This window comes from Bacteroidia bacterium, assembly GCA_041391665.1.
GTDB lineage: Bacteria > Bacteroidota > Bacteroidia > J057 > J057 > JAGQVA01.
On sequence record JAWKNO010000003.1, the window covers coordinates 279,093 to 299,355 of the forward strand.

The 20,263-nt window shown below is 44.2% G+C and carries 19 protein-coding genes; 10 read left to right on the plus strand and 9 right to left on the minus strand.

Annotated features, from left to right (window positions below):
* Positions 1-73: 73 nt before the first annotated feature.
* Positions 74-1,279, minus strand: coding sequence for a DUF3500 domain-containing protein (locus tag R3D00_23935; protein ID MEZ4776246.1), 1,206 nt, complete (start codon positions 1,277-1,279; stop codon positions 74-76).
* Positions 1,280-1,629: 350 nt separating this feature from the next.
* On the opposite strand from R3D00_23935, the gene R3D00_23940 reads away from it, so the two are divergent.
* The gene (locus R3D00_23940; protein ID MEZ4776247.1) at positions 1,630-2,127 is read left to right on the plus strand and encodes a hypothetical protein; all 498 of its coding nucleotides are present in this window, start codon (positions 1,630-1,632) and stop codon (positions 2,125-2,127) included.
* Between the two features lie 146 nt (positions 2,128-2,273).
* Here R3D00_23940 and R3D00_23945 read toward each other — a convergent pair whose 3' ends face one another.
* The 3 genes from R3D00_23945 to R3D00_23955 form a co-directional block, all read right to left on the minus strand.
* Positions 2,274-3,206, minus strand: coding sequence for an OmpA family protein (locus R3D00_23945; protein MEZ4776248.1), 933 nt, complete (start codon positions 3,204-3,206; stop codon positions 2,274-2,276).
* A 10-nt stretch (positions 3,207-3,216) separates the two neighbouring features.
* Complete coding sequence (locus R3D00_23950; GenBank protein MEZ4776249.1) at positions 3,217-3,813, minus strand: hypothetical protein; 597 nt, start codon at positions 3,811-3,813, stop codon at positions 3,217-3,219.
* Between the two features lie 66 nt (positions 3,814-3,879).
* Positions 3,880-4,263: a helix-turn-helix domain-containing protein gene (locus tag R3D00_23955; GenBank protein ID MEZ4776250.1), complete on the minus strand. Its 384-nt coding sequence runs from the start codon at positions 4,261-4,263 to the stop codon at positions 3,880-3,882.
* A 120-nt stretch (positions 4,264-4,383) separates the two neighbouring features.
* Here R3D00_23955 and R3D00_23960 point away from each other — a divergent pair, with 120 nt between their 5' ends.
* From R3D00_23960 to R3D00_23975, 4 genes are all read left to right on the plus strand, one after another.
* Entirely contained in the window at positions 4,384-5,115 is a 732-nt protein-coding gene (locus tag R3D00_23960) for a hypothetical protein (protein ID MEZ4776251.1), read from the plus strand.
* 5 nt (positions 5,116-5,120) lie between these two features.
* The gene (locus R3D00_23965) at positions 5,121-5,756 is read left to right on the plus strand and encodes a hypothetical protein (protein ID MEZ4776252.1); all 636 of its coding nucleotides are present in this window, start codon (positions 5,121-5,123) and stop codon (positions 5,754-5,756) included.
* A gap of 814 nt (positions 5,757-6,570) precedes the next feature.
* A complete protein-coding gene (locus R3D00_23970; protein ID MEZ4776253.1) occupies positions 6,571-7,527 on the plus strand; it encodes a hypothetical protein in 957 nt (318 codons plus the stop codon).
* A gap of 5 nt (positions 7,528-7,532) precedes the next feature.
* Entirely contained in the window at positions 7,533-8,459 is a 927-nt protein-coding gene (locus R3D00_23975) for a hypothetical protein (GenBank protein ID MEZ4776254.1), read from the plus strand.
* Between the two features lie 444 nt (positions 8,460-8,903).
* Here the strand turns inward: R3D00_23975 and R3D00_23980 are convergent, their stop codons facing one another.
* The 3 genes from R3D00_23980 to R3D00_23990 form a co-directional block, all read right to left on the minus strand.
* The gene (locus R3D00_23980) at positions 8,904-9,977 is read right to left on the minus strand and encodes a Fic family protein (protein MEZ4776255.1); all 1,074 of its coding nucleotides are present in this window, start codon (positions 9,975-9,977) and stop codon (positions 8,904-8,906) included.
* Positions 9,978-10,238: 261 nt separating this feature from the next.
* Positions 10,239-11,333, minus strand: coding sequence for a hypothetical protein (locus R3D00_23985; GenBank protein MEZ4776256.1), 1,095 nt, complete (start codon positions 11,331-11,333; stop codon positions 10,239-10,241).
* Positions 11,334-11,619: 286 nt separating this feature from the next.
* Positions 11,620-12,189, minus strand: coding sequence for a DUF4240 domain-containing protein (locus tag R3D00_23990; protein ID MEZ4776257.1), 570 nt, complete (start codon positions 12,187-12,189; stop codon positions 11,620-11,622).
* 149 nt (positions 12,190-12,338) lie between these two features.
* On the opposite strand from R3D00_23990, the gene R3D00_23995 reads away from it, so the two are divergent.
* The 3 genes from R3D00_23995 (at position 12,339) to tnpA (ending at position 15,073) form a co-directional block, all read left to right on the plus strand.
* Positions 12,339-13,217 carry a carbon-nitrogen hydrolase gene (locus R3D00_23995; protein MEZ4776258.1) on the plus strand — a complete coding sequence of 293 codons (879 nt, stop codon included), beginning with the start codon at positions 12,339-12,341 and terminating at the stop codon, positions 13,215-13,217.
* Between the two features lie 3 nt (positions 13,218-13,220).
* A complete protein-coding gene (locus tag R3D00_24000; protein ID MEZ4776259.1) occupies positions 13,221-14,291 on the plus strand; it encodes an agmatine deiminase family protein in 1,071 nt (356 codons plus the stop codon).
* 299 nt (positions 14,292-14,590) lie between these two features.
* The gene (gene tnpA / locus R3D00_24005) at positions 14,591-15,073 is read left to right on the plus strand and encodes an IS200/IS605 family transposase (protein ID MEZ4776260.1); all 483 of its coding nucleotides are present in this window, start codon (positions 14,591-14,593) and stop codon (positions 15,071-15,073) included.
* Between the two features lie 246 nt (positions 15,074-15,319).
* On the opposite strand, the gene R3D00_24010 is transcribed toward tnpA, so the two are convergent.
* Entirely contained in the window at positions 15,320-16,771 is a 1,452-nt protein-coding gene (locus R3D00_24010) for a sulfatase-like hydrolase/transferase (GenBank protein MEZ4776261.1), read from the minus strand.
* 271 nt (positions 16,772-17,042) lie between these two features.
* Between R3D00_24010 and R3D00_24015 the strand changes: the two genes are divergently transcribed.
* Both R3D00_24015 and R3D00_24020 read left to right on the plus strand, forming a co-directional pair.
* Entirely contained in the window at positions 17,043-18,491 is a 1,449-nt protein-coding gene (locus R3D00_24015) for a tagaturonate reductase (protein ID MEZ4776262.1), read from the plus strand.
* A gap of 26 nt (positions 18,492-18,517) precedes the next feature.
* A complete protein-coding gene (locus R3D00_24020) occupies positions 18,518-19,612 on the plus strand; it encodes a cellulase family glycosylhydrolase (GenBank protein ID MEZ4776263.1) in 1,095 nt (364 codons plus the stop codon).
* A 37-nt stretch (positions 19,613-19,649) separates the two neighbouring features.
* Here R3D00_24020 and R3D00_24025 read toward each other — a convergent pair whose 3' ends face one another.
* Positions 19,650-20,237: a Uma2 family endonuclease gene (locus R3D00_24025; protein MEZ4776264.1), complete on the minus strand. Its 588-nt coding sequence runs from the start codon at positions 20,235-20,237 to the stop codon at positions 19,650-19,652.
* Positions 20,238-20,263: the final 26 nt, after the last annotated feature.

The following is a 20,263-nucleotide window of genomic DNA, read 5'->3' on the forward strand; positions in this document are numbered from 1 at the left end:
GGGGGCAGGTACAAATGTTTTTTGTTATTGCTGTCGTATGGTGTATCGATGAAACCCGACTAGCGATTGCGGCTTAGTGTTTGTGACTTTCCAAATGTTGCCTTAATAAATCCTTTCCATAGTCATTTCCGTTGGGGGTTCTGACTACCGTGTGAATATGATTTCTTGTTGGTTTTCCATTATCGGCATTGGGTACTCCAACAACTCTTTGGTGATCAAATTCGATTAATACCACAGGGCTATGAATGCGATAATAAAACACAGCATCCGCTGATGTTTCTCCTACCCAGGAAAACCACGTATTATCAATATGAAGCAACACTTCTTCCATTTTTATCTGTTGGTGTCCTTCTCTTATATTGCTCACATATTGATAGATCAAATTCCGCAATTCTTCTTTTTGGGGGTCTGATAAATTCGACGCCCGGATACCCTGATACTCCAGATTTAAATTGTCCTTGTTAGCTTCAGCTACATTATTGTTCCTGGTTTTGTCTTTGGAGATGGTAGCCATCGCTTGTTGTTCAGCCGATAGTGATTGCATAAAAGCCAACCCCAGGTTTTGCTCGTCCTGAAATAATGTGTTCCCTTTATATTTTCCGGTTGTCGTTATAATGGGTTCGCCTCCCATAAAAACCGGAGACATCACGACCTGGTCACCGAGGACGAAATAATTTATCACTAAATGATGGCCGTCCAATTGCCACCCCCAGGGCTCAGTTTGGGAAGGTTGGCCCATAATTGTAAAGAAGTAAAGTTCTTCATCATAATCCGCCGATCCATTGTTAAGTTCTTTCAGCGTCTGATCCGTTTTCATGATGTCTTTGCTTAGCTGAAGTCCTTTTGCACTCAGCGATACCTGCATTAAATTGAATGCCGTATTCTTCTGCAATTGAGTCATTTCCTTTAAGCTCACTCCTTGCCGAACATAGATCCCATTGTCCACATTGCACCATTTTCGCCATTCCTGATCATCAACCTCAAAAGTTGTTCGATTGCGTTGTTCAGAACTTAAACCGTCGAGAAACAGAATTGCCGCCTCAATGATTGGGGCGGTAGCCACATTCGTACTTCTGACAGGAAATAAATCTTTCATAGAATCATCGGCAGCAAATATCCCTTTATAGGGTTCTTTTAAAGCATCGGATTCCATTTTAGCAAAACGTTCCTTGACAGGATTGACGGCTTCTTGCTCGTGTGGGTTATCCTCACCTTGTCTGGCGGTCGGCGAGCAACCGTAAAACAAAGCTATGATTATCAGGATTAATATTTTTTTCATAATCAGAATATCAGACCGGGCATTATGGTTTGGCTGACGGAAGCTCACTCCGAAGCATAAATTTCTAACTGGTGGCTGTCCACGGCCATCAAGATAAAGAAAAAAGTGGAGTTTATATGAGTGGAAATCTGAAGCGCTATAGCCCAATCCTTACAGTGGGCATTACACGATGCGCCTGAACTGAAGCTGTATGACTGTAGTACCCCCAACCCCCGATTACCCATGTTCAAATTCCGCAGATCTGCGTAGGCATTTTACATAATTCAACCGATGCCAATGGCTGACTTCCCGGGCGATCTTTGTAGGGTAAACATTTTCAACAAATCAATCACTTTTTAAAAATTTTAGCTATGAAGTATCTATCATTTTTTTTGCTCCCCCTACTAGGTTTTTGGATGCCCACTAACCCTGAAAAAAATACCCCTGGTATAAACGAGGCAAATTATTCTGTGTTGTTGGAACCGGAAATGCTGTTTGTCGGACAATGTAAGGGATGGTTTTGTTCGGCCCAGGGCGGCAACAACTGTTCATGTGGCGTTTTTTCCTGCTTTTGTTTTGAAAATGTAGCCGGAGGAGTTATCAGTCAAAGCATCGAATCCGTGGATCTCAGCCATATCCGGGCCACTGTCAGCTATCTGAATGGTGCCGGGTTTCAATCTGAGGCCGGTGCCAGGCTGAAGACGATTGGAGGCAAAATGGCCATCATGCAAAGCCTCAGGGATGCCAACGCTAATAAAAATTTGTTCCAGCAGTTTGAAGAGACTGCCAGTCAGCTCAGCAAAAGCGAGAAGCAGCAGTTCAACACCTGGTTGAAAAGCAAAGGCGCACCCACATTGATCGAGCTCTAAAACCCTGGGTAAAAAAATAAATGCCGGGATTGAATGCTACTACATGGTGTTCAATCCCGGCATTGGGTTTATCTGATTGATCTCAGCCCATTGTTCTGTTTTCCTGTGTACCACTCAGCAGGCAGGAGAAGATAGCCGTTCCACCATCATTTTTCATTCAAAACAACCTCGACCCGTCTATTCTTTTTTCGACCTTCCTCAGTGGTATTAACACTTTCGGGAGCGACAGGTCCAACACCTGCACCGGTTAGTCTTGAAGCCGAAATGCCATATTTTGAAGTAAGAACATTAATTACAGCCTGTGCCCTTTTTTCAGAAAGATCCATATTCAGCGTATAACCTCCTGTATTATCTGTATGTCCCACGATATAGACTGTTTTACTGAGATTATTTTTTAAATATTGAGCTATTAATTCTATTTCGGCATAAGAGCTTTGTTTAATTACATCCGAACCCGTATCAAATAAAATTCCATAAAGCGATACTTTACCTTTTTCCTTCATTCCTTTTTCGAAACTGCTGAGCGTTATTTGCTGAGACATTTCTTTCACCTCAACTACGGTTACTTCATACCCCATTTCGCTTAGCCCATATCCAGGAATTACGGTTACATAATATCCCATTCCGTCTTTACTGAATTTTGCAGAAATATAGGCCAACTCTTCGCCATAATATGCAGGCATTTTTATTTTAGTGTCCTCTTCTCGTAAAAAATCCCAAAAATATTTACCACAGTCCGAAAGGTTTTTGCAACTAAAAAGAATTTCAGCACCGCTACCTTTGAATGCGTTGAGATAGTTGGTATAAATTTCATATACAGAGCCTGCATCAGTAGGTAAACTGTAAAATATTCGATAAATTTTTCCTTCTATTTCCTGCGTAGAAGTAAATTTTGCACCATTTGATTTTCCTGTAACAATACTGTATGGTTCAAAGGAAGTTTCTTCATAATCGTAAATGTACGATTGGTTGAAACGCTGAATAATCGGATGGTCTTTACTGCCGGCTTTGTCATTTTGGGCAAATACCGATTGAGATACTACGGAAAATAAGAGTACGAATAGTGCTGTTCTTCTCATTTTATAAAATTTATTGATTAGATTGGGTGTAATTGTAAGTTCGGATATTAGATATTGTAACATTGACTTCCATTTCTGCAGAAATATCCACTTTCATATCTTGGTAAGAGTTTCCTTTTTGCATTGTGCCAATACCCGAAACTTTTAGTTTTACTATTCCAGTGTTTTTAGAAAAATCTTCAATCTCTATATTTCCTTCTGTAAAGGAAAATTTATTTTCTCCCTGGGTAAAACTTGCTACCGATTGTGTAGAAGATAATGAAACATTTCCTTCATACTGGTCTTTACCCTTGCCCATTCCTTCTATTACGATATCTGCTGTGCTATTGCCGTCTTTGGCGTGTATCTCACAAGCAGCATCTACGTTGAGTATACTTTCTGCTGTATAAAATTTAAGCTCAGAGTCATCGTCAGACATTTCGAAGGTGTAGGTTTGACCGTCTGTCTTTAATACTACCGTTCCTTGTGTTTTCGGTTTTAAAGTTCCCGTGGCATTTATCTCGGTGGTTCCACTGGCAAAGCCCTTTACATCATTATTACTTTCATTTTTGCACGCCAAAACAGACATTAATATTAGGGCTACAATAGATAATTTAATTCTGTACATGGTTATTGATTTATTATTGATAATAAACAGATTGCAGATGTCAGATTTCGTTTTTATGCAAAGGATTTACTTTTTCTCCTTCATTCTGGGCTCCAATACATTCTCAATGCCCCACTTGCTCAATTCACCAAACAGTGGTCTCAGGCTTTCTCCCTTGTCTGTCAGCGTGTAAATCACTTTGGGGGGCACTTCCGCAAACACTTCACGGTGCACCAACCCATCATCTTCCAGTTCCCGGAGCTGGACTGTCATCATTCTTTTACTGCAATCAGGGATCATTCGTTGCAGTTGTCCGAAGCGGTTGACGTCAACCGATATAAAGTACAAAATCAAAGGTTTCCATTTTCCGCCAATGATTTTTAGTGTCGCACTTACTGGGCATCCACCATACTTGTGGATGTTTTGGACCATATTGTCGAAGCGCTCCGAATTTATTTCAACTTTTTTCATCTTATAAGTAATTGAAAATCAATAATAGTTTTAAAAAAGTAACTATTAGCTATAAATGTAACTACTTGCAAAAATATGCATTACTAATGAGTTTTGCAATGAATTAAAAAACAGAATACAATGAATAAAATATTGATCATAGGATTGGTTGGAATTTGGGCTGTTTCCTGCTCACCTATTAAAAAATCAATGGTTGAAAAAACCGGACAGCCTGTTACTGAAATAGCGATCCGCCTGGTTAAGGATGGGATGAATGATGAGTTTAAAGCAACTCGAAAAAACTTCATTACCGTGCTTAAAGAACAAGAAGGCGTTTTGGCAGACCGTGAGTTTCAGTCGTTTTATGCATTGCCAAAGCCTGACGAAAGCGAGGTTTTTATTGGAATGACTGATTATCAAACCTATAAAACCGTTGGCAAAGTTCAGGGGAAAATGGGTGTAGTCAGTAAGTTCTTAAAGTTCAAAAAAACAATGGACTTAAAAGCCTATGTTTTTGTGCAACAATCAGAAGGTCCGAAATTCAATTTAAAAACTTTGGCTTCTGGTAATGGCGAAATTCTTGAAATCGGTGTCCGCAGAGTGAAACCCGGAATGGAAAAGGAGTTCAATGAATACCGCAAAAAATTTGTGGACTTGCTAAGTTCTTATGAAGGCGTAAAAGAAAGCTATGAGTTTAAAGTCGTTGGCGGAAAAGATATTGAAGGTCTTACTGTCGGAATGACGGTGTACGAAAGCAAAGAAGCTTTTATGAAACTTGCCGAACCCATCATGAAAGAAGAAGTAACCCAAAAATACTTCAGCACTTTTGAAGTGGTTGCTTCACAGTTTGCCTTTTCAACTTCAAATCAATAGAAAAAATGGAACAAAATACAGTTTTAGAAATTGCCATTCGCAAAGTAAAAGAAGGGCAAGACGAAGCATTTGTAAATGCAAGAACTGCTTTTATTAGCAAACTGAAAGCTCAACAAGGCATTCAGAAAGACTGGGAATTCAAGTCATTTTTCACCATGCCCGAACCTGACAATACAGATGTATTTGTTGGAATGACACGCTATGAGTCTGCCGAAGCCATGCAAAATATTGCCAACAATTTGATGCCGTCGCCGGAAGCAGGTCAGTTCTTTGGGACATTTGATATGAAAGCATTTGTCGCTGTTCAACCTGCCGATGGTTCTGATTTCAAATTAGAAGACCATATTTCTGAGGGCAACGTTTTGGAAGTTGCTGTAAGAACAGTCAAAGACGGAAGTGAAAATGACTTTGAAGCTAAACGTAAAGGGTTTTTCGATTTAATTGCTCAGCAGGATGGCTATTTATTTGATAAAGAGTTTATCGACTTACAAACTGGAGATAAAGTTGTTTTGATTGGCTGGAAGTCAATGGAAGATTTTCAGATAGGAGCCGGCTATCTTCAAACGCAATCGCAAATGGGAGATTTTTTCAGCATTCTCAACGTCAAAGCTTATCAGGCACTCGTCCTAAGTCCAAATTAAGGTAGTGTAGCATGTTCAATAGGGCGCAATTCAAATTGGAAGTACTGGTTTTATATCCCTCTTCTTCACGGTCTATTCTCCATCGCCTTTTGATCGTATGACATAAATAGTCCCCTTTCCCTGCCCTAATTTATCAATTACGCCTTCCTGGTTCAAATATTGGAGGTCTTTTTGGATTCTGTTTGTCAACTCAAGCTAATGACCTTTGCCCGATTTTTAAAAACTTAACATGCTCTAAAGTAAATGAATGAAAGCGGCAAAACACATAAGGCCATTAAATCGGAAAAATCAACAGTTCTTCCAATGGGTACCCCATGGTCATTGATGAAAGCAATGGCCTGACTTGCCTGAGGTAATTTCCAGATAAAAAACCTCAATCCTGTGAAGATGAAACTTTCTTTGATCCGTTTTGGAAACAGAACAGTCAGAAAGAGTGGAAAAATAAATAATCCCGCTATATCAGATAGTTTCCCTGTCCACCAGTTTCCATATTCTGACTTTAAGTAAAAATCATTGACCAGGAGCAATCCCAATCCGAGTAAGAACAATGGTGATCTCAGTATTTTATATCTGTTACTCATCTCAAATTGAGGTTAACGGTCAGCAATATGCCGCACGAGGTCGCCAAAAGCGAACGAACTGATGACCGGTGGGGGCTTAATATCGGAGTTTGGGAATAGAAAACATAAGCCGCTCCGATCTTTCAATTTTTGTAATATGCACAGTTACCTGATCTCTACCGAGATAAATGCAGCTTCTTTTCGATAAAATTTATAAATTTCATTCGTATAAATGGCAAGGTTCTTCCTCTATTATGACTCGTTTTATTCTAATATCGCTATTTGCTTCTCTGGCCGCATTAGCCCAGGCTCAGCCTCCTGCTTTCCCTGGTCAGGATCCCTATCGTAAGTCCATTCATGCCATCACCGACCCTGTCATCGGCCTTGTGTTAGCATGGGAGAAAAGCTGCATTCTGGGCGACAAGAACGCTGAAGCAAGGGCGTATGAGGTTCTCAAGCAAGAATCCATCAGGGCCATCCGGAGTTTACACGCCCGGGGTAGAATTCCGTTCGGAGATCCGGGGTATTTCAATGCTGCCATGGATTTGCTCAAATATGTGCATAAAGAGGTAAACCTCACCATCGCCGAAATTCATGATAATCCCCCCAGCCTACGTTTTACTGCGCGTGAAAACGAAGAACGTTACCGCGACAAACGTACGGATGTTGTTACCCTCATGCGGGCAGAGGAGGAACGCTTTCTTTTCATGGAAGCCTACGCGGCAGCCAGGTTTGACCCTTCTCAGGGAAACGGAGAATTACGATCGGCTGTTCTGGAATTACTTGATGCCGGGAACCAGGACTTTCCGGGATATAAGGGTGATTTTCGAGGAACCGGAAACGGTGGAAGGTCTGAATACCAGGTTACGAAGACGCTCCCCGGTGCCTTACGGGGCATCTGTTTCGAGTCGGAAAACCTGCCGGGTGTCGAATACGTCATGGCAGAATACGAAGACAGCACCCAGGCCGCATTAAAAGTCCATGAAATATCTAAGGAAATCCTTTCCACCGACCTGCCAAAGATGAGAGGGGTGTTTGAATACAGGGTAGCAAACAGAGCACTGATCAGAGAATCGCCCAACCTTCATCTCCGATATCAAATTTATCATGAAGGAGATAATGACGACCTGGCACCTTGCAGGTTCGATGTATTTATGCATAACAAATATGGAAAATATGCTGTCGTCCTTGTCTGCGTCCGTTTCAAATGAGTAAAATGAAATTCAGAATCCTGATACCCCTGCTCCTCCTTTCCTTTGAGGGAAGAATTTCTTACGCCCAGCCGGTGCAGTCCGCGGATTCCCTGTTGGCAGAGGTGAAAGTCATCACCTCGAATGCCATGCAGGAGCTGCAGGATTGGCGGGATGTTCTCAACGGCGACAACGTCTCCTCCAAGGAAGAATCCTGGAAGCGGCTCAACAATTTGCTCTGGGGATACCGTTTCCGTTTGGCGGTAATAGAGGAACCGGAAGGCGATCCGGGATATGTTGATGCCGCCCGAAACCTGGTGAAGTTCCTGTATTATGAATGTGACAATCGTCTCCTTGCCGTTCAGCGTTTTGCAGAAGGTGGGAGCAGGAATGACTCAGAAGTGAAGAAACACCAGTCTTTGTATGGTGACGTGTTTAGTTCTGCAAGGGATAAGCATTCTGTACTCCTGTTTTACCAGGCCTGGCTGGTGGCGCGCGCAACGGTGAAGTCCCCTCAAGCCTTCTGTGCTTCAGTTTCTCCTATGCCCGAAATTATCCAAAACGGATTCCCGGGATATAAGGGTGAATTGCTCCGGCAGATAAACGAGAACACGGCAGAGTACCGTGCAGCGAAACTTTTCCCGGGTGCGAAAAGCGGGGTGTTCCGGGAACAGCGCGGGGTGCCTACGGTCACTTATGTGATGTACGAAAACAGCGACAGTGCAACCGTACGGAAGCAGTTTCAGTCAACTATATTCCAGGTGCTTGCATGTGAATTGCCAGGTATCAAAGGTTATTTTTATGATTATGACCGAATCGAGAACGGATATACCCTTATTCAATCCTGTTATATGTTTTTTCCCGGGTCAGATAATGTCATCCGGGTCAATCTCAGGAAATCCGAAGCAGGGAAATATGACGCTGTGCTGGTTTTCGGGAAGAGGGGAGGATAATTGCAACCTCCGTTTTTTCCCTATCTTCATTCCCGTATGTTCTCCTGTTATCTTTTGATTTGTAGTAACAACCCAATCCCCGCGCAGCACGAAAACTTAGTTATTCGTGGCAGTTTTATTTAAATATAATGAGGCCATTAGTTCCTTTTGCATTTACAAAGTCTGAATTCGAAAAATCTTTTATACTCAAAACGTTTAGGAATGCGGAAGCCCAATGATTTGAAATTTGGGGGTAATGAGGGTTTTTAGTTTTTCTGCATAGATGGAAATATTGTCAAAAAAAGCCCGGATGCTGGCGCGAAATTCCTGAAAGGTGAAGTAGTCCCGGATTTCCGACAGTGTTAGGTACAGGTAGGTACGGAGTTCCTCCGATAGAAGACCTAACTTATAGATAGCTCTTCTGCAAGGTTTTCAATACCTGAATCTTTATTTTGGTCTCCCTGGCTATTCTCCATCGCCTTTTGATCGCATGACGTAAATAGTCCCCTTTCCCTGCCCTAATTTATCAATTACGCCTTCCTGGTTCAAATATTGGAGGTCTTTTTTGAGGGTATTTCTGGACTCGTTTGCAAAAGAAGTTGTGATATCTCCGACTTTCAGCGGTTCATTCTCTCTTATGAAATCGAGTATCTTTTTTTGTCTTTCATTCAGGTATGGCCCTTTTTCCTTGTATTGTTCATATTTGGTTTGAAGTTTCACAATCAATGATTCGAGGCAATCCAGGAAAAACAAAATCCATACACTAATGATTTCTTCTTCCGTATTTCTCTTTTGTTGCGCATCCATCAGGGCTTGATAATATTCTTTTTTTCTGCGCTCTACCTCATTTTCAAACGAAACGTATTGAACAAAGCCATAATCCTGCCTCAAAAGTAACAGGGTAGTCAATAATCGCGACAATCTACCATTGCCATCCTGAAAAGGGTGTATAGAAAGGAACTCATAAATAAATGCGCCGATTAGGATTAAAGGGTGGATATTACCTTCGGCAAATCCCTTGTTTGTCCATTCCAGGAGATTATCCATTTCTGGTTTAACCAAAAAAGGTTCAGTAGTACTAAAAATAATTTTTTGGCTACCGCCAGGGTAAGTTGCTACAACTTTGTTTGACAATTGCTTGTAACTGCCTTTATGACTTTGGTCTTTGGAACTAAATTTCAAAAGGAGGTTATGAAGATGAAAGATGTTCCCTTCAGTCAATCCGATGGTATCAAAGTTGTCAAGGATGATTTCCAGCACCTCAAAGTATCCCATGACTTCCTGTTCATCTCTGCTTTCCAGTTTGTTGATTTTCAGATTCTTAATCAGGGTTTCAATCTCCTCATTGGTAAGTGTTGCGCCTTCAATTCGGGTTGATGAACCGATACTCTGAATAGTTGCAATTTTGCGGAGTTCTTTTAGATATCGATTTTCCTGTTTTTCAAGGGTCAGCCACTGACCTTTAAAGGAGTCGATGAGTCCTACCTTAGTGATGATTCTCTGGGTTGTGGCAAAATCGAACCTAAGCTTTTTGTCCATATTTTATCCATAATTTACCCAAAAGTAATCAAAAACTGGGGTAATTCCAAGATGGGGTATCCGTATTCTATCCATATTTTATTTGAAAAAGAGGGTGTAGATAGTGCCCCTTTTTCTCGTTCCCAACCACTTTTGGACACCTGCCCAATCGGTAACTTGTGGGGCTGGGCTAAGCCTATATGGCCTGTATTACGCCAACCCTTGGGAATCTCCGGGTTTTGGGCTTAATAGGGGTGAGCCCATGTACTCGTAATTTCCTTTTTACCATTTGATATCCGATAAGCCCATAATTTCAGTATATAGAGTTCCCCGTGTTTCCACTTTATTCAAATACCTTCCATCATTTCTTAAATATTCAATTTGGTCAATAGGTATTAATGAATTTGATAAAGGGTTTTTCGCATAGGGATTATGCCATAATTCAAATTTAGTTGGCCAATCAAGCGGCCTTAAGCCTTTACTTATAATTATACCAGAAATATGAGTATTAATTGGCCGATTTTTATCAACCCAAAATCCACGAGAATCTCTGACTAATTCACCAGTATCCATTCTTAGCATTACTCTTCCAAATAATGCTTCTTCAATTTCATTTTCACCTAAATACATATCATCCGAATTGATAGCAATGATATAGGGAATACTTTTCTTTGAATATTTGCTGGCTTTCTTTTTCGAAAGTGATAAGAGTAATTTTTTTATTGGATCAATTTCTAAAAAACTAGTAAAACAATTAATGACAGGAGGAGTTTCTATTTTTGGTTCATCTATTGGATAAAGAACAAATTCAAACTTCCAACCTTGGCTTGAGAAATGCAGAACTTCTTGATCTTTTGGAACTGAAAATTGGTTTGCTAATTTAGTTTTTAAAAATGAATTAATCTTTTTTGTTGGGGGACTTTGGTGTCCATATTTCAGGATTTTGAATAATATTGAACGATTGTTGGGTTGAACAGTTTTAATACCCTCTTTAATTCGTTCAATGTGATCTAATTGACCTTGAGAAAAATCAGATCGGGGTGAAAGTGTACATTCAATATAAAATTTTGTTTGCTCGTTTTTTATTACTTGGATATCAGGCCTGCCAAATTTCACATTATAATTTAGCCTTCTGAAATACTCGAAAACAAACAACTCAAAGTACGCACCCGAATGTTGTTTCTCATCCTTGTTCCTAAACCTTCCAAGAAATTCGCTTCGATCACCATTAAAATTTCCAAACCAGTTTTCCAGAGTATTACATAATTCTGAAATTTCAGGTCTTACTGAAGTTCGCAAATAGTCATAATGGGATATTTCCCTTGTCAAAGGGCCATTGAATGTTCGATTAATATTTTCAAAAAGATTCATTTTCATTGCTGAGAACACCTATGTATGAGCAATATTGCGTATATCTCCTAAATATCTTCGAGATCCATATCCTCCAACCTACTGCACTACTTCTCCTCTGAGCACTTCTGTATAAGTACCATGGCATCGTTCATACCATAAATAACCAATCCTTAAAGGACTTCGCTTTCGCTCAATATCCGGGTGTATAAATCTCCGAAATTCCCTTCAATCTCCCAAACATTTTGCCGGATAGTATCAAATATCTGTCTTTTCTCAGGATATGCAATTTTCGATCAAACAGCCATACCTTTTAATCCCTTTCCCACCCTGCTTCGTTGCTGTGGGTCTCATACTGGTATGTAGGCATATAGTTGAACGGGAGGCCCATTTTTAGTTCGAATGCGTCGTCTGCCAGGTATAATAAGGGTTCGAAAACGATATCATCTGGCATTTGGGAAGGGTCGTTTAATACCTTTTCATAGTATTCTTTCCCTTCTGCCACCACTGCACAGCGGGCGTACAAAAAATCATCCGCCGATACATAGTTGTCGGGTTCATTGGCCGCGTAGGCCATTGCATGCGCCTTTGTGTCCAAATGATAGAGTTTCGCCGAAAGCCTGTCGGCAAAAAGATAGATACAAACCACTGGCATCTGGGCCAGCATTTTTATCGCAGGGCTGATTTTGTATTCTGAACCTTTTTTTGACCAGTCGATTTTGCTAATGACCCGCCAAAAATCATCTTCCGAAAAAAAGTCATCTGCGGGAGATTTATCCTGAAGCCGAATTTCAATTTCGGCGGTTTTACCAAATTTCTGCTTTAAGTCGCTGATAAACTGACTGCTTAGGTCATTCAGACTGACATTTATTACGGTTGTCATATCCTCATCGTTACATACAATTTTAGCCATTTTTCAGCACAAATACAAACAACCCGCTGGCCATCTTTGGGGTTTTCGATATTATGAAATCCCCCCATTTTGCAAAACCCTCGCGCCTGTCTATTTTTGCAGGGAGAAAATGATATACCTTGAAAAATAAAATCGTAAACGTCGGTCTGGTGCAGATGTCCTGCTCCGCGGATGTGGAAGCCAACCGCGCCAAAGCGCTCCAAAAAGTGGAAGAAGCCGCCGCCAAAGGTGCGCAGATTGTCTGCCTGCAGGAGTTGTTTGGTTCGCTCTATTTCTGTGATATCGAAAGCTATGACAACTTCGGCCTCGCCGAAGCTATCCCCGATGGCCCCTCGGTCAAAGCCTGCCAGGAACTGGCAAAAAGGCTGAATATCGTCATCATCGCCTCGCTCTTCGAGCGCCGCGCCCAGGGCCTCTACCACAATACCGTGGCCGTCATCGATGCCGATGGTTCCTATCTCGGCAAATACCGCAAAAATCATATCCCCGACGACCCGGGCTATTACGAAAAGTTTTATTTCACCCCCGGCGATACGGGCTACCGGGTATTTAAAACTGCCTACGCCACCATCGGTGTGCTCATTTGCTGGGACCAATGGTACCCCGAAGCGGCACGTATCACCAGCCTCATGGGCGCAGAAATGCTCTTCTACCCCACCGCCATCGGCTGGGCGCTCAGCCAGGATGCCGCCACCAACGACGAACAGTACAACGCCTGGCAAACCATCCAGCGCAGCCACTCGGTCGCCAATGGTGTGCCTGTCGTTTCTGTCAACCGCGTGGGCATCGAAGGTGAAATGAAGTTCTGGGGCGGATCGTTTGTCTCCAATCCCTTCGGCAGACTGCTCTACAAGGCCGGGCACGAAGAGGAAGTGGTTCACGTTCAGGAAATTGACCTCGCTGCTTCTGACAGCTACCGTACCCACTGGCCGTTTTTGCGCGACCGCCGCATCGATACCTATCAGCCTATTCTACAGCGTTTTATCGATCAGGAATAATTTATGACGTCTGATTCCAATTCATCCATTCCCCAACCCCATACTCCCCGGGCTGAAGGATATACCTTTCCAGCCGAATGGGCACCGCATATCGCTACCTGGCTGAGCTGGCCGCACAATGAAGAGTCCTGGCCGGGCAAAATCCAGAGCATCTATCCGGTGTACTGCGAATTTATCCGCCTGCTCACCACGCAGGAAGAGGTGCATATCAATGTCAACCATACCGCCATGCGCGACCGCGTGGCAAAAATGCTCGGCGATGCCAGAGCTGATATGGATCAGGTGTTTTTTCATATTTTCCCTACCAATGACGCCTGGTGCCGCGACCACGGGCCAGCTTTTGTGGTAAACCCGCATTCGCCCCAGCCCAAAGCCGTAGTGAAGTGGAATTACAACGCATGGGGTGGAAAATATCCGCCTTTCGATCTCGACAACGAAATTCCGGTCAAAGCCGCGGGCTATCTGGGTGTGCCGATATACCGCCCGGGTATCATCATGGAAGGCGGGTCGATCGAGGTGAATGGCGATGGAACCCTAATGACCACTACCGCCTGCCTGCTCAACCCCAACCGCAATCCGCACCTCTCCAAAGCAGAAATCGAACGTTATCTCTGCGATTATTACGGACAACAACAGATCCTCTGGTTGGGCGATGGCATTGTCGGTGACGACACCGACGGTCATATTGACGATATCACCCGTTTTGTGAGTCGAGATACCGTGGTTACGGTGGTAGAATCCAACCCTTCGGATGACAATTATGCACCCCTTCAGGAAAACCTTCACGCCCTGAAGGCCATGACCCTGCACGATGGCACCCCGCTCAAGGTCATCGAACTGCCCATGCCTGATCCGGTATGGTACGACAACCGGCAATTGCCGGCTTCTTATGCCAATTTTTATATCGCAAACGGCCTCGTCATCGTGCCGACCTATCGCTGCGCGCAGGACAAAGACGCACTCGACATCCTGACAGCGTGTTTCCCCGACCGAAAAGTCGTCGGGCTTGATTCCACAGACATTGTCTGGGGGCTGGGCAGTTTTCACTGCCTGAGCCAGCAGGAACCTGCTTAGGGGTCCGGGGCACGGCGCGTAATGATGTGAGGAATATAAAAAATGTGCCATCGGTGGCTACCGATGTTTCGCTCCTCCGGAGCTGTGTCGGAGACACATTAATGACGTGCTATTTGCACTTCTTTTTTTGTGCTGATAGCACAGGCCCGGAGGGCCGAAACATCGGTAGCAAAAAGCACCCCCCATTTTTTATAAATGGAGCGCGCAGAATGGCGCTGCTGTAAACAAAAAATAAATCACCATGAAACACGAATAAAAAAAATATCGTAACAAGGCAACACAACCGAAATTTCACAACCATGTCAGACTCTTACACCCAATTGCATGTCCAATTGGTTTTCGCGGTGAAATACCGCCAGGCGTTGATCCGCAAATCGTGGAAAAATAAATTACATGCGTACATTACAGGAGTCGTGCAAAACAACGGGCATAAAATGGTTTCCATCAACAGCATGCCCGACCATATCCATATTCTGATTGGCTACCGACCTTCCCAGCTTCTTGGCAACCTCGTAGAAAACATCAAAACTTCTTCCAATAAATGGATCAAAGCCAGCGGATTGTCCTGGCACCCTTTTGCATGGCAAAATGGATATGGTGCTTTTTCATATAGCCGATCTCAGATTCCGGCCATAGCCCGGTACATAGAAAACCAGGAAAATCATCATCGAAAGCAGTCCTTTCGTGAAGAATATCTAGGCCTATTAAAATCAATGGATATTCTCTACGATGAACGCTATGTGTTTGAATTTTTTGATGATATATCAGGTTATGATGAATAGCGCCAGGCGGCGCGCATCCATAACAAAAAATAAAAACGGACGCCTTCGGGCTACCGATGTTGCGCTCCTCCGGAGCTGTGTCGGAGACACATTAATAACTTGGCTACCGATGTTGCGCCCCTCCGGAGCTTTGCCAGACACATCAAAGCCAGTGGCTGAGCGCAGCCGAAGCCACCGGCCTCATGTTTTCCGCCAGGCCCCCATTTCAAAGGGGGGCCGAATCTGGCGGAAGGGGGTTCAAATCTCTTACCACACCTGCTCGCCCACCGGGCGAACACCTGCACCTGTCCTTTCGGTGAGTTTGTCGCCAAGCTCTGCACGGGCTTTTTCGACGTATTGCTCCATTTCTGCCACGACCTGCGGAAATTCTGCGGCTACATTTTTGGTTTCGCTGATGTCATTGTCCAGGTCGTACAATTCCAGCCCCATATCGTTCATTTCGTAGGGAATCGGGGTGCCGTCATCGTTTCCTTCACGGCCATTGAGGGAGCGGTAGCGGTGTGGGAGATACAGTTTCCAACGCCCGTCGCTGCTGAGTACGCCCTGAAGTTCGTTGGTATGGTAGTAGAAAAAATAGGCTTCATGTGGATTTTGGGCGTGTTCTTCTCCTGAAATAATCGGCCAGATGTCCAGCCCGTCAATCGTATGGGTCGGCAGTTCCGCACCGGTCAGTCCGGCCAGAGTCGGGAGAATATCGATGGTCATACAGGGTTTGTGGATTTCCTGCCCGGCAGGGATTTTCCCCGGCCAGCGCATAACGGTTGGCTCGCGCACGCCGCCTTCGAGGACGGTGCCTTTTCCTTCGCGAAGTGGTAGCGCCGAACCGGCGTGTTTTCCATAACTCATCCAGGGGCCGTTGTCAGAGGTGAAAATAACCAGTGTATTGTCGTCCAGCCCATTGTCTTTCAGGGCCTGAAGAATCTGTCCTACCGACCAGTCGATTTCCATGATCACATCGCCATACAGTCCACGGGCAGATTTACCTTTAAACTTGTCGGAGACAAACAGCGGCACATGCGGCATTGAGTGGGGAACATACAGGAAAAATGGCTCGTCTTTTTTCCTGTTGATAAAGTCCACTGCGTGTTCGGTATACCAGGTGGTGAGCATGCTCTGATCCTCCAGGTAAGTGATAATAGAATCACCTTCAATCAGCGGAAGTTTGCCGAAGCGATGGTTTTTGTTTTCGGGGTGTTTGTCCCACATATCGTTGGAAAAAGGGAGTCCAAAATACTCGTCAAATCCCTGTTTGGTAGGCAAATAATCGGGATGGTCGCCCAGGTGCCATTTGCCAAAACACGCGGTTGCATATCCCAGCGGTTTGAGCATTTCGGCGATGGTGACTTCGTTGAGGTTGAGGGCCTTTTTTGAAAATGGCATATATGCGCCATGAACACCAATCCGGTCAGGATAGCAGCCGGTCATAAGCGCGGAGCGCGAAGCAGAACAGACCGGCTGAGCGGTGTAAAAACTCGAAAATCGCGCACCTTCTTTTGCCATCTTATCGATATTGGGCGTGAGGATGTCGGGCGAACCAAAACATCCCAGATCCTGATAACCCTGGTCATCGGTGAAGATGATGACGACATTGGGAAGTTTGTCGGCAGATGCGGTCTGACCATTGTCAGATTTGCCGCAAGAGACGGAAATACTCAAAAAAATGAGCAACAAAAGAGAAGTAAAGGGAAATTTTTTCATAACGGAGCTATGGTAACGATTGCAACGAATATAACTAAAAATACAAATTTGCATTTGCCTTTAATCCCTATAACTTTCCCCTCGTCATTGTATTTTTAATAGAAAATGGTTTGCGAAAATTTATAGATTATTTGTTTGCATTCGTGTATTCGTGGCTATTTTATTTGTAATCTCGGTGATTGAAGCCACGAATAACGCGAATGTCCACGAAAATTATCGCTAGCTGTTTTCCATAAATCACTTTCATTTGAGTATATCAACCCCATTTTCGATGAAAATAACCGATTATTTTTCCAACCGTACCCCGCTCCCGGTTCGTGTACTTCAGTTTGGCGAAGGAAACTTTCTCCGCGCATTTGTGGACTGGATTATTCACCGGATGAATCAACAGCTCAACTTTCAGTCGGGTGTCTCAGTGGTACAGCCCATTGCGCAGGGAATGACTGATATGCTCAGCGCACAGGATGGACTTTATACCCTGTATCTCAACGGGATCAAAAACGGCACTGCTGTCAGCGAACACGAAGTGATTGACTGTATTCAGCGGGCGGTGAACCCCTACACAGATTTTGTTGCCTATCTGGCGGAAGCCGAAAATCCTGATCTCAGGTTTATTTTCTCCAATACCACCGAAGCGGGTATAGCTTTTAATGCGGAAGACCAACTGACAGACGCCCCGCCGGCCAGTTTCCCCGGCAAACTTACCGTCTTATTGTATCATCGCTACCGGCATTTTTCAGGAGACAAAGACAAAGGGTGTATCATCATTCCCTGCGAGTTGATCGAAAAAAATGGCGAAACCCTTCGCGACATTCTGCTTCAAATCGCAGATCACTGGAAACTGGAAGAAGGGTTTTCCAAATGGCTGACAGAATCGAATACGTTCTGCAACACCCTGGTAGATCGAATTGTACCGGGTTATCCCCGCAACCGGATCGCAGAGATACAGGCAGAACTTGGCTATGAGGATAACCTTGTGGTGGAAGGCGAACAGTTTCACCTTTGGGTGATTGAAGGGCCTGCTGCAGCACATGCCGAATTTCCCGCAGATAAAGCCGGGCTGAATGTGCTGTTTACCGACGATATGACGCCCTACCGCACCCGCAAAGTGCGCATTCTCAATGGCGCACATACGGTGATGGTTCCGGTTGCCTATCTCTACGGACAGGAAGCGGTAAGGGAAAGTGTCGAACATCCCGTGCTGGGACAATTTATCAAAAAAGCCATATTCGAAGAAATTATCCCTACCCTCGACCTACCCAAAGAAGAACTGGTGCAGTTTGCAGAAGATGTCATTGACCGTTTCCGCAACCCCTTTATTCACCACCTGCTGCTCAGCATTTCCCTCAACTCTGTTTCCAAGTTCAAAACCCGCGTCCTTCCCTCCCTGCTGGAATATGTGGCGAGAAAAGGCCAATTACCCCAAAGACTGGTTTTCTCGCTGGCCGCAACGATTGTATTTTACAGAGGAAAAAGAAACGAGACCGCCATTCCCCTCAACGACAACAAAGAATATCTCGATTTTTTTGCAGGGGTATGGGCAGAATGGGAAACCACCCAAAACACTGCCCAACTCGCAGAAAAAGTGCTGAAACTGACCAGTGCCTGGGGAAAAGATTTGACAGAAGTGCCGGAATTGACGAATTTACTCACTGATTATCTTTCAGCCATACTGACAAAAGGCATTGAATCTGCCGGAAAAGAGTACCATCTTTTCTGAGAATTCATGAATTAACTACACTTGCTATGAAATACCTCATTCCTTTCCTCCTTATTTTCCTCGTGGGTTGTACAAAACCTGCGGGCGATCAGCCTTCTCAAAAAGAAGTCGCTGTTTTTGATATTCACCGCGGCACCAATATCTCCCACTGGCTTTCGCAGAGCAACCGCGTGGGTGCAGAGCGGGAAGGCTGGTTTACCGAGTCTGATGTCGCTTTCCTTTCCGCACAGGGATTTGACCACCTCCGTATTCCCATCGATGAAATGCAGATGTGGAATGAAGCCGGAGAAAAAGAACCCGAAGCATTTGCCCTGCTTCACAATTCGCTGAAATGGTGCCAGAGCCACAACCTCAAGGCCATTGTCGATCTGCACATTCTCCGCTCCCACCATTTTAATGAAGGCGAAAAACCGCTTTGGACGCAGGCTGCTGCACAGGAGCGCTTTTTCCAATGCTGGCGCGAGCTTTCTGCTGAGTTGATCAATTATCCCAACGATTTTCTCGCTTACGAACTGATGAACGAACCCGTCGCCGACAATCCGGAAGACTGGAATGTGCTGGTAGGAAAAGCCGCCGCAGTCGTAAGAGAAAATGAACCCTACCGGAAAATATTTATCGGCTCCAACCGCTGGCAGTCCACCGAGACATTTGGCGACCTGCGCCTGCCCGAAAATGACAAACACATCATCGTGAGTTTTCATTTCTACGAACCCTTTCTCCTGACCCATCATACAGCGAGCTGGACGGGTATAAAAAATTACAAAGGCCCGGTGCAATATCCCGGTTTGCCGATTCCGCAGGAAGTAATGGATACCCTGAATGCGGAGGTGAAAGCTTCTGTCGAGGGGATGAACCACATTTTCACCAAAGACAGTCTGGAAAAACGGATTATGAAGCCCGTAAACTATGCGAGAGAAAGAGGGTTGCAGGTGTATTGCGGGGAATGGGGATGTCTTCCCACGGTGCCGAGAGAGTCATTTCTCAACTGGTACAGCGATATGCGGGAAGTGCTGGAAACCAATGGCGTATCTTGGTCAACCTGGGACTATAAAGGCGGATTTGGCGTAAAAGACAGGGAAGGAAAACCCGTGGAAGATTTATTGGAGGTTCTCCTACAATAAGAGGCATAGAGGGGCGCCCCTTGTGGGTGCCCAAATACTATGGGATTTGGAGTTGGGAAAGATCAAAAACAAATTCTTCCAGTACATTTTCACCGGAGAGTTTCTGATCAAATCCTTCCACAGTGTCAACAGATCCATCTTCCCTGTAAATGAATGCCCGTTTGGCTTGCGGATCAATCAGCCAGGCCAGACGGACACCATTTTCGATCCATTCCAGCATTTTTTCGCCGAGGGTATGGATATTGTCCGAAGGAGAGCGAACTTCAACCACAAAGTCCGGAACGACTGCCAGGAATTTGGATTTTTCTGCTGAACTGAGTGTATTCCATCTTTCCGGACTGATCCAGGAGGCGTCTGGGGCGCGCATAGCTCCATTGGGCAATAGAAAACCTGTATTGGAACTGCAAGAAACACCAGAATGACTCCTTGTCCAGATACCTATATCCACGATGAATTCTTTCTCAAAATATCCTGATTCACCATCGGCTGGCGACATAATAATTATATTTTTACGGGAATCTCTTTCGATCCTGAGTTGCGGGTTGTCTGCGCAAAATTCAAACAACTCACCGTCGCTCATGTGTTCAGAATAGTTCCTGATTTCCAGTCCTTCGATAATCAGCATGATGATTTGTTTTACTCTAAATTAAT

Coding starts and splice junctions, on each gene's coding strand:
- R3D00_23935 (MEZ4776246.1), bottom strand. CDS start 1,279: ATGAAAAAAATATTAATCCTGATAATCATAGCTTTGTTTTACGGTTGC.
- R3D00_23940 (MEZ4776247.1), top strand. CDS start 1,630: ATGAAGTATCTATCATTTTTTTTGCTCCCCCTACTAGGTTTTTGGATG.
- R3D00_23945 (MEZ4776248.1), bottom strand. CDS start 3,206: ATGAGAAGAACAGCACTATTCGTACTCTTATTTTCCGTAGTATCTCAA.
- R3D00_23950 (MEZ4776249.1), bottom strand. CDS start 3,813: ATGTACAGAATTAAATTATCTATTGTAGCCCTAATATTAATGTCTGTT.
- R3D00_23955 (MEZ4776250.1), bottom strand. CDS start 4,263: ATGAAAAAAGTTGAAATAAATTCGGAGCGCTTCGACAATATGGTCCAA.
- R3D00_23960 (MEZ4776251.1), top strand. CDS start 4,384: ATGAATAAAATATTGATCATAGGATTGGTTGGAATTTGGGCTGTTTCC.
- R3D00_23965 (MEZ4776252.1), top strand. CDS start 5,121: ATGGAACAAAATACAGTTTTAGAAATTGCCATTCGCAAAGTAAAAGAA.
- R3D00_23970 (MEZ4776253.1), top strand. CDS start 6,571: ATGACTCGTTTTATTCTAATATCGCTATTTGCTTCTCTGGCCGCATTA.
- R3D00_23975 (MEZ4776254.1), top strand. CDS start 7,533: ATGAAATTCAGAATCCTGATACCCCTGCTCCTCCTTTCCTTTGAGGGA.
- R3D00_23980 (MEZ4776255.1), bottom strand. CDS start 9,977: ATGGACAAAAAGCTTAGGTTCGATTTTGCCACAACCCAGAGAATCATC.
- R3D00_23985 (MEZ4776256.1), bottom strand. CDS start 11,333: ATGAAAATGAATCTTTTTGAAAATATTAATCGAACATTCAATGGCCCT.
- R3D00_23990 (MEZ4776257.1), bottom strand. CDS start 12,189: ATGACAACCGTAATAAATGTCAGTCTGAATGACCTAAGCAGTCAGTTT.
- R3D00_24000 (MEZ4776259.1), top strand. CDS start 13,221: ATGACGTCTGATTCCAATTCATCCATTCCCCAACCCCATACTCCCCGG.
- tnpA (MEZ4776260.1), top strand. CDS start 14,591: ATGTCAGACTCTTACACCCAATTGCATGTCCAATTGGTTTTCGCGGTG.
- R3D00_24010 (MEZ4776261.1), bottom strand. CDS start 16,771: ATGAAAAAATTTCCCTTTACTTCTCTTTTGTTGCTCATTTTTTTGAGT.
- R3D00_24015 (MEZ4776262.1), top strand. CDS start 17,043: ATGAAAATAACCGATTATTTTTCCAACCGTACCCCGCTCCCGGTTCGT.
- R3D00_24020 (MEZ4776263.1), top strand. CDS start 18,518: ATGAAATACCTCATTCCTTTCCTCCTTATTTTCCTCGTGGGTTGTACA.
- R3D00_24025 (MEZ4776264.1), bottom strand. CDS start 20,237: ATGCTGATTATCGAAGGACTGGAAATCAGGAACTATTCTGAACACATG.